The 7,535-nt window shown below is 54.3% G+C and carries 7 protein-coding genes; 6 read left to right on the forward strand and 1 reads right to left on the reverse strand.

The annotated features are described in order from the left end of the window. Window positions 1-215: 215 nt before the first annotated feature. The 6 genes from JW953_20325 to JW953_20350 all read left to right on the forward strand — a co-directional run bounded on the left by JW953_20325 (window position 216) and on the right by JW953_20350 (window position 7,211). Window positions 216-1,157, forward strand: coding sequence for a carbohydrate kinase family protein (locus JW953_20325; GenBank protein MBN1995052.1), 942 nt, complete (start codon window positions 216-218; stop codon window positions 1,155-1,157). 41 nt (window positions 1,158-1,198) lie between these two features. Continuing rightward, window positions 1,199-1,654 (forward strand): MaoC family dehydratase N-terminal domain-containing protein, encoded by a 456-nt coding sequence (locus JW953_20330; protein MBN1995053.1) that lies wholly within the window; start codon window positions 1,199-1,201, stop codon window positions 1,652-1,654. Window positions 1,655-1,797: 143 nt separating this feature from the next. Continuing rightward, window positions 1,798-2,973, forward strand: a complete 1,176-nt coding sequence (locus JW953_20335; GenBank protein MBN1995054.1) for a hypothetical protein — start codon at window positions 1,798-1,800, stop codon at window positions 2,971-2,973. A 178-nt stretch (window positions 2,974-3,151) separates the two neighbouring features. Further along, window positions 3,152-5,422, forward strand: coding sequence for a PD40 domain-containing protein (locus tag JW953_20340; protein ID MBN1995055.1), 2,271 nt, complete (start codon window positions 3,152-3,154; stop codon window positions 5,420-5,422). Window positions 5,423-5,484: 62 nt separating this feature from the next. Further along, the gene (locus tag JW953_20345) at window positions 5,485-6,882 is read left to right on the forward strand and encodes a M23 family metallopeptidase (protein MBN1995056.1); all 1,398 of its coding nucleotides are present in this window, start codon (window positions 5,485-5,487) and stop codon (window positions 6,880-6,882) included. A gap of 161 nt (window positions 6,883-7,043) precedes the next feature. After that, window positions 7,044-7,211, forward strand: coding sequence for a hypothetical protein (locus JW953_20350; protein ID MBN1995057.1), 168 nt, complete (start codon window positions 7,044-7,046; stop codon window positions 7,209-7,211). Here JW953_20350 and JW953_20355 read toward each other — a convergent pair. Then, window positions 7,208-7,535 (reverse strand): hypothetical protein (locus JW953_20355; protein ID MBN1995058.1); only part of this gene is annotated, 328 nt, incomplete at its 5' end. The genes JW953_20350 and JW953_20355 overlap by 4 nt on opposite strands.

Genomic DNA, 7,535 nt, shown 5'->3' on the forward strand with positions numbered 1-7,535 from the left:
GTCTGTTTTTTACCGGCTTTTATCTTTTTTGTCCATTTTTCTATTCTGTTTTTTTACTTGACATAATAATCTAACATTGTCAAACTATTTACATCCTATTTACATCCTACCTAAACTTCCTGGCCTATTATAACACATTTGGCCCGCCGCTGGTAGTTTTTACATCCCCCTCATCTTATGGTATAGTTCACTTATCAACTTCCCCGGAGCAAAAAATGGCCAATAACAGCCCCACCCCGCCTTACGTGCTGGTGGTGGGCGCAGCAGGAATCGACTCAAAAGGCAGGGCCAACGCGCCGCTTACCCTGGGCAGCAGCACGCCCGGCCTGGTGCGGGTGTCCGTAGGAGGCACGGCCCGCAACGTGGCCGAGAACCTGGCCCGGCTGGGTGTGGAAACGGTTTTGCTGTCGGCCATTGGCGCCGGGGGCAATGGGCGGCGTATTCTTAACAATGCCCACCAGGCGGGCATCAATACCGATTACGTGATTGTTTCTGAAAAACATCACACCTCGGCCTATCTGGCCATTCTGGATGAGACCGGCAGTTTGGTGATGTCGGTTGACGATATGGAAGTTTTGGCCTGTATCACGCTCCAGGTGATCAATTGGCGGCGAAACCTGATCAAAAACGCGGCCCTGGTGATGATTGACAGTAATCTTTCCCAGGCCGCCATTAATTCGCTGTTCAAAGCGGCCGGCCGTTATCGGGTGCCGGTTTGCGCCGACCCGGCCTCAACCACCCTAGCGGCCAGATTAAGGCCCCACCTGGCCAATGTGTACATGATCACGCCCAATGTGCCCGAGGCCCAAGTGTTAGCGGGTCAAACCATTGGTAATGAAGATGAGGCCATTGCGGCGGCCCGCGTTTTGGTTACGGCCGGGGTGAAAATTGTCATCATTACCCTGGCCGAAGCGGGCGTGGTTTACGCCTCGGCCAGGGAGAGCGGCCGCATCCCGGCCATAGCCACCAACATTGTGGATTTCACCGGGGCCGGCGACGCGCTGACCGCCGCCGTTGTTTTTGGCCTGCTCAATGATATTTCGCTGGATGAATCGGTGCGTTTGGGCGCCAGCGCCGCCGCTTTAACCCTGGCCTGCGGCGATACGGTTTGCCCCGATTTGAGCCTGGATTTGTTGTATGATAGATTGTTGATTTAAGTTGCAATCTGTAACTTTAAATTTTACTTTGAGGAGAACCAATGACTATTTCCCCCCGTGGTCTGCATTTTGAAGAATTTGAAATTGGGTTGGAAATTCAAACCGCCGCCCGCACCATCACCGAAACAGACATTGTCAACTTTGCCGGCCTTTCCGGCGATTTCAACTTTATCCACACCAACGCCGAAGCCGTCAAAGATACGCCCTTTGGGCAGCGAGTGGCTCACGGCATGCTTGTGGCTTCTATTGCAACGGGATTGGCCGTGCAGCAGGGTTTTATTGACGGCACCACCCTGGCCTTTCGAGAGTTGGAGTGGAAATTTACCAAACCCGTTTTTATCGGCGATACCATTTGCGTGCAAATAAAAGTAACCGAAACCAAACCCATGGCTCGCCTGGGCGGCGGTTTGGTTACATTTGAAGGCCGCGTGGTCAACCAAAATGATGAAGTGGTTCACAAAGGCATCTGGAAAATGCTGATCAAGGGCCGGGAGTAGGTAAGAGCAATGTAGATGGGCCGGTCAAGCTTATTTAAGGATTCGACCATCTTCGACGAACGACGAACGACAAAAATTGGTCATTGGTCATTGGTCGTTCGTCCCTATGAAAAAACTGTTATCAATTCGCCAAGGAGGTTAAGATGCGAAAACAAAAAATTTTTTGGATAATCGTTATATTTTTAATGCCGGTGTTGGCCTGTGGTATATTTGGCGGCGCTGAAGGCGGTGAGGCCGGCCTTGAAACCGACCTGGGCGCGCCAACCGCTGCTGCCAGCGAATCCCCGGCGGCAGAAACGGTGGTTGAAGAGGTGGACACGGTTAAGGAAGAAGAACCGACAAAATCAGACGCCATCTCAAAGTCGGTCAAATTTACCGGCGTGACCAACCTGGATGCGCTCTCATCCTATCGAGTCAACTTTATTATGGATTTTGACGGCCAAAGCGGTGGCCAACCGGCCAAAGGACATATTGAAATGACCCTGGAAGTAACCAAAGACCCGCCCGCCCGCCACATGACCATGTCCATGGAAGGCACAACGGTGGAAGAAGTAGGCGGCACCAACGCCATTGAGTTTTATAATTTTGGCGACACGGTTTACATGAAAAATGCCGTAATGGGCGATCAATGGATCTCCTTTTCCGGCGGTGAGGCCGAAGCTTTTCAACAGGGCTTTTTTGCCCCGGATGAGCAATTGGAAGTACCCGACACAGCCAACTGTGCTGGACAGCCTGAAACCGTTAACGGCGTGTCGGCCATCCATTGCAGTTTTACCGAAAAAGACATAGTGAGCGACGAAGTTGCCTACGAGGGGCTGCAAGGGGATGTGTGGGTAGCTACAGAGGGAAATCACATTGTTAAGTTCATCCTTGAAGCCAAAAACTATCGTTCTTTGCAACAAGGTGAAGGCCTGTTTGATTTTGGCTCGGCCAGCTTTGAATATAACCTGCTGGATATGAATGGCGACTTTACCATTACGCTGCCCGAAGCGGCCAAAAACGCCGGCGGCGTTCCAGATGTAAGCGGCGGCGATACCGGCGGGGCTGATACCGGCGATATTCCGGTGCTGGATAATGCCGAAGAAACAATGAGCATGTCCGGTTTTATCAGTTATTATACGGCCTCGGATATTGCCACGGTGGTTGAGTTTTATCGCCAGGAACTGCCGGCGCTGGGTTGGCAAGAAGATGCCAATCAGGGCTATGCCGACGACAGCAGCGCCCTGCTCAGTTTTTCAAAAGAGGGCAAAATGCTGATGGTAACTATTACCATAGAAGATGACCGAACCAGCGTGATTGTGGCTACGGTTGACCAATAACCTTCCGTTCACTCAAAAGACCTGCGCCTTGGTGGCACAGGTCTTTTTCTTTTTAGACAAGTATACCTTCCAAAATTTGAAACAGACCCTCTTTGACGCGCTTATGGGCGTCTGCTATAATTGGGCAACAGAATTAACAAAAAACTCAGATCAATAGCCGCCTAAGGATTTAAATTTTATGGATGATCAAGGCCACGATAGGCCAACTCTGGTTGAGCCGTCAAAAACCCCGGAACTAGAGGTAACCGGCGGGGAGAACATTGGACAAGCTTATAAAGTCAAGCCCAGAACCAGAATAGGCCGCGAGCGCGATAACGACATTGTTCTGCTTGATCTCAAGGTGTCGCGTTATCATGCCCAGGTTTCCCTGGAAGCAGATCAATGGATTCTGGCAGACCTGGGCAGTTCCAATCATACTTACCTCAACGGCCAACTGGTCAATGTGCCTGCGGTTATTCATTCCGGCGACCGAATAGGGATTGGCGAAACAGAATTAAGGTTTAAAATTCCCGGAGCGCCTATTGAAAAGACCGCGCCCGTGAGAACTGCGCCTGCCCCTGGGCCTGCCGCCGCGCCTGTTGGGCCGGTCCCGCGCAGTGCCCCTCCCCGTTTGGCCTGGATTGCCGGGGGATTTGTATTATTGCTGTGTCTGGCCACGGTGATTGTGCTTTATATGATCAGCCGCACCACGCCCGGCCAGGAGCCAATTGCCAATGTTACCCCTCCCGCCGCTGAGAGCGCGGGTACGGCGGGCCAGCCGGTAGATGTGGCCGAACCGCCCGCAAACCTGGCCTTGACCTATGAGGATGATTTTAGCGACTCCTTTGGCGGTTGGGATGATGCCTTTGACGCTTATACGACCAAACAGTACGGCAACAATCGTTACCAGATTGAGGTGAGCGCGGATAACCTGATTGCCTGGGGTCTGGCCAACCGGGACGTGGCCGACTTTGAACTTGAGGTGGAAGCCAAACAGGAAGACGGGGCCAAAAGCAACAGCTACGGCTTGTTGTTTCGCCTGCAAGACCGCGACAATTTTTATCGGTTTGACATCTCCGGCGACGGTTTTTTTCTGGTTAGTAAATTTTTGGAGGGCCAGTGGTATACCCTGGTTGATTGGACCCATTCTCCTCATATCAACCAAGAAACCAACCTCTTAAAAGTATCTGCTTTTGGCCCAAACCTGACCCTGTGGGCCAATGACCAGCCGCTGGCCTCGGTAACCGATGACTCGTTTGGGCATGGCAATTTTGGTTTTTTTGCCAGCACCTTCAGCGAACCCCACCTCTGGGTTAGTTTTGATAATCTAAAACTATGGGCGCCCGAAGGCCAAAGCCTCACCATGATCCCCACCGCTACCCCGCCCGGCGCCGCGCCCTCGCCCCCCCCTGCGCCTACCCTGTCGCCTACCTTAACCCCAACGCCGGTCTCTGACACCATTCAATTGACCCCCGCCGCCGCCGAGTTGGAAGCAACAACCGAAACAACCCCCACCGCCACCACTACCGCTTCGCCTAGCGCTACCCCCACTACCGAACCTACGGCTACGCCTGTCCCTCTGCCCGAATATGCCTCGCGCGACCAACCCCTGGCCCGGGGCGAAGAAAGGGTTACCGGCCGGATTGTTTTTCCCGTGTTTGACCCGGAGCAAGGCACATACAATATTTACATTGCCGACGCCGCCGACGGAGCCAATCGAGAATTGGTGCAGCCAAACGCCAGCCAGCCGGCCCTCAATAAAGATGGCACAGAAATTGCCTATCGCTCCTGGTTGCCGGATAAGCGGGGGCTTTTTGCCCGCCGCCTGGGCAGTAGTGAGGCCTGGCAATTTGATATTTTCTTTGAGTCGGCTCGTCCCCAGTTTTCGCCGGCCGACGGCAGCTTGATGTACCACTCGCGGACGGGCGGGAAAGAACCCGCCGTTTACCGGGTGATCAACGGCGTTGGCCAGGTGATGCGGCGAGAAGGAGGCCCTATTCAGGGCCAGGCCGCCAAATGGTCGCCCGACGGCCAGCAATTTGTGTACAGCAGTTGTTTGGGCAGCAACTGCGGCATCATTCTCAGCAATCTCGATGGCTCCAACCCCGTCGTTTTAACCGATCATCCCAGCGATACCAGCCCCGAAATTTCACCCGATGGCTCAGCCATAGTTTTTATGTCGCAACGCAGCGGCGATTGGGAGATTTATCAGGTTGGCATCAACGGCGGCGAAATAAAAGCCCTCACCTCCGATGACGCCAGCGACGGCCTGCCCACCTGGTCCCCCGACGGTGATAAAATAGCTTTTGTTTCTAACCGCGACGGCGAATGGGCTATTTGGGATATGGACCCGGACGGCAGCAATGAGCGTCGTTTATTTAAACTTAATGGCTCAATAGACGGCGTGGTGCAGCATGATGTGGGCAACAGTTATGGTTGGGTGGAAGAAAATATTGACTGGGCCCCATAAATAGAGCGGTTAGCCGTTGATTGCCATCGGCTAACCGCCAAATACCTGGCAGGAAGACGTCTTTGTTATTCCCCGTTGTCAACAAACACACTATCAACATTATCGGCGGTATTGCTTTGGGTATAGCCGTCACCCTGGTGGTAATCATTGGCGTGGGCCTGAGCCAGTTGAGTGATTCCAGCGCCATGGCCGCCACCGCTACCCCCACCAAAACGCCAACAAAAAAACCAACGGCTACGCCTACGTTTACGCCGGCCAGTACGGCCACGCCAACCCATACTTCCACCGCCACCCCCACCCTGACCCCCACCCCCACCGCAACCGGCACCAGCACGCCTTCGCCAACCCCCCTGCCGCCTACGCCAACGTTTACCTTCACCCCCACCATCTCCACCACCGAAACGATGACCGATACCCTTGCCCTGGCCACCGGCGCCCCGGAAGCGGTTATCACCGTTACCCTTGAATTGACCCAAACCACCGCCCTCACCGGCGCAGACATTATCACCGGCACGCCCACCCCCACCCCTACCCCTGTGCCGCGGACGGTGCTGGTGCCCACCGACATCCCGGATTACACCCAGGCCAGAGACCATTTTCTGTTTGACCGGCCTTTTACCAATGACTACAACACCTGGGGCAGTTATTACTATCCCTACGGCACCAACGGCCGGGGCCAATACTTTTGGCATCGCGGCATTGATATTCAAAACCCGCACGGCGCCCCCATAGTGGCGGTGGGGAGCGGCACGGTCATCTACGCCGGGCCGGATGAGCAGATTCCGGTTGGCCCCTGGCCCAATTTTTACGGCCAGGCCGTGATCATTGAGCACGACCGGCCGTGGCGCGAGTTGCCCCTTTACACCCTCTACGGCCACGTTTCTTTGATGTTGGTTAGTGTGGGCCAGCACGTTGAAGCGGGCCAACCCATTGCCGAAGTGGGGCAACTGGGCGTGGCCCTGGGGCCGCACCTTCATCTTGAGGTGCGCTTGGGTGATGGCACTTACGAAGACACCCGGAATCCCGATTTGTGGGTCCGCCCCGATACCGGTTTTGGCGTGATTGCCGGGCGGGTGGTGGATTACCAAAACTACTTTGTGCCTCAACAACTGGTTACCCTGCATCGTGTTAATGAACCCAGCCGCTTCTGGCGCCAAACCTTCACCTATCCTGATAACGTCGTCAACTCCGACGACGATTACGTGGAAACCTTTACCTTTAGCGACGTGCCGGAAGGTCAGTATTTGGTTAAAACTTTCTTTGATGGGCGCCAGCTTACCTTGCCCATTACCGTGACCAATCAGACCACCGCGTTCGCGCTGCTTCAACAAACCGAACCCCCGCCGCCACCCCAAACGCCTACCCCCACCCCTGAGTCGCCGGCAACCGATGTTCCCCTAAATGACCAGCCTGACGCGGGTGAACTACCTCCAACCGATCAGCCTCCCGCCGAGCAATAATCTTTCTCTTAGGACTTACGCACTTCCAGAGGTGACAGTCACCTTCGTAAGTGACTGTCACCTCTGGAACAACGATTTACGCAAGTTCTATCTCTTCTCAACAAACTGTAATATTTTCTAATAAACCCCAACAAAAAATAGAGTTTTGTGTAGTGGTCAAGATGATATTAAACACCGCAAAGGCGCAGAGTTCGCAGAGTTTGGTGTTGGTTTCGGCCACCGGCGTGGCCAGTATGCCGGCCACCTTTACGGCCACAGCAACCGTTAATCCTGGCCCACCACCCGAAGGCGACCTTTTCCTGCCTATTATCTTAAAAAATTCAAATTAGGGGCACAAAAAATCTGCCCGGCACACCGGCGGCCGGTCGCCGCAGGTGGTATTGAGGCGCATGCCCAAATAGGGCGAGGGGTCAAGGGTATTGGTTATGTCGGTTTCGTTGAGGAATTGGCCGCTGCCGTTATCTCGCACCACGCTAAAGTGCAGGTGCGTATCAATTGGCCAGGGAGAGCTGGTGTAATCGCCCTGGTAGCCCAGCAGCGATCCCTGTTTCACCGGCAGTTCATAAGTGCCGGGCGGGATTTGGGGTAAAATGTAACTGTTGCCCTCGGCGTCGGCCATGTGGGTGTAGTAGGTCCAAATTTGTTGGCCCGGA

The sequence above is a fragment of the Anaerolineae bacterium genome, assembly GCA_016931895.1.
Taxonomy (GTDB): domain Bacteria; phylum Chloroflexota; class Anaerolineae; order 4572-78; family J111; genus JAFGNV01.

Excerpts from the sequence above, each read along its gene's own strand:
- JW953_20325 (MBN1995052.1), top strand. The coding sequence starts at position 216 with ATGGCCAATAACAGCCCCACCCCGCCTTACGTGCTGGTGGTGGGCGCA.
- JW953_20330 (MBN1995053.1), top strand. The coding sequence starts at position 1,199 with ATGACTATTTCCCCCCGTGGTCTGCATTTTGAAGAATTTGAAATTGGG.
- JW953_20335 (MBN1995054.1), top strand. The coding sequence starts at position 1,798 with ATGCGAAAACAAAAAATTTTTTGGATAATCGTTATATTTTTAATGCCG.
- JW953_20340 (MBN1995055.1), top strand. The coding sequence starts at position 3,152 with ATGGATGATCAAGGCCACGATAGGCCAACTCTGGTTGAGCCGTCAAAA.
- JW953_20350 (MBN1995057.1), top strand. The coding sequence starts at position 7,044 with ATGATATTAAACACCGCAAAGGCGCAGAGTTCGCAGAGTTTGGTGTTG.